Below are 1,399 nucleotides of genomic sequence, written 5' to 3'. Positions count from 1 at the left end.
GACAGCCCTTATATGGACCCGCCCGACTGTTGCAAGCTATTTCGACATCACAGAGTAAAGTTGCACGCTTATATTCGACCTACTTTGTTTGAGCATATCTGCTCGGCCATTAAAAGATGTGCGCTCACTTTCTCTAAACTCGTACTCGACTTCGTTGAGCCAGCGGATTCCTAAGGATGAGTGAGCCGATTCTATCTGTTCTGTCTTAATAGTCTGCGCAACGCTTTGGGTGTGCCTGCTATAAACCTTTTACTTCTTTATTTAGTCTCTCAAGAGCTAGCTCTGATAGCGTGCGTCTGCTTTTGAGAGTAAGCTCCAAGCGATTCGAGCCAGCTTGTTTACTAACGCAACGACGATCTTATTCGGATGTTTACCACTACTTTTCATTCGTTTTGCCCAATCTGCTAAACGGCCTGTTGCCCCATCTTTTTGCAGGACGCGATACGCCGCTCTAGCGCCATGAACTAGCTGCTTCCTTAGGTATTTATTGCCTTGTTTACTAATCCCTTTGTGCTTTTCTTTCTCGCCACTGGATGCCTGCTTAGGCACAAGCCCTAACGAGGCTGCCACATGTCGACCACTTTCGAAGCGTTTAGCATCGCCGATATAACACCAGAGCAATGAGGCGTTGATGATGCCAAGACCAGGAATCTCCATTAGCTTCTGGCATTCCTCATTACCCTTTGAATACTCTTTGAGCATCTGATCGTAGCGTTTCACATGCGCTTCTTTTTCTAACCACTGCGATCTCAGATCATCCAGTAACAGTCGACCTCGATGGGTAATGGGTTGTTCGGCATCTTCCAGCAATGTTGGAAGTAAGTTCTTAATAGCGGCTTCACCGGTCGGTATGACAACGCCCATATCGGCTAATAAACCACGGATTTCATTACCTGTTGCAACGCGCTCGCGAACCAATCGTTCTCTCACCCGATGAATCGCTTGCAGATCTAATTGCTCTTCACTTTTAACCGAGACCGATGGAATCGATGACAGTGATGCCGCCAAAGCGATAGCGGCAGCATCTCGTTGATCGTTCTTATTCACTCGCACAAACGGCTTAACATACTGTGGAGCAAGCAATTTTACTTGATGCCCCATCTTCATAAACTGTCGAGCCCATGCGTGGGCGCCAATGCATGCTTCCATGGCAATCAAGCAGGGAGGCAAGTTAGCTATGGTGTTTCTCAGCTCTTCTCGTCGCAGTCTTTTCTTTAAGACCTGCTTGCCTTGCTTATTCTGACCGTGCAATTGGAAAACATTTTTCGCCAAATCGATGCTTAAGATGCTAATGTTCTTCATAGGGCTCGCTCCTTTTAACTTGGATGCCGGACAGGCTTTTGTTTACACATTAAGCATGGCACATGGTTAGGAGGGCGAGTCCATCTTATTTCCCACA

1 protein-coding gene is annotated in these 1,399 nt (G+C 46.9%); it reads right to left on the bottom strand.

Translation table 11 applies throughout. The features are described 5' to 3' along the window. Nucleotides 1–276: 276 nt before the first annotated feature. On the bottom strand, nt 277–1,302 hold the full coding sequence (locus MAQ5080_RS17125) for an IS110 family RNA-guided transposase (protein WP_067332994.1): 1,026 nt from the start codon (nt 1,300–1,302) through the stop codon (nt 277–279). Nucleotides 1,303–1,399: the final 97 nt, after the last annotated feature.

This window comes from Marinomonas aquimarina, from assembly GCF_900089755.1.
Classification (GTDB): domain Bacteria; phylum Pseudomonadota; class Gammaproteobacteria; order Pseudomonadales; family Marinomonadaceae; genus Marinomonas; species Marinomonas aquimarina.
This window is presented reverse-complemented; position numbering and strand designations above follow the sequence as displayed.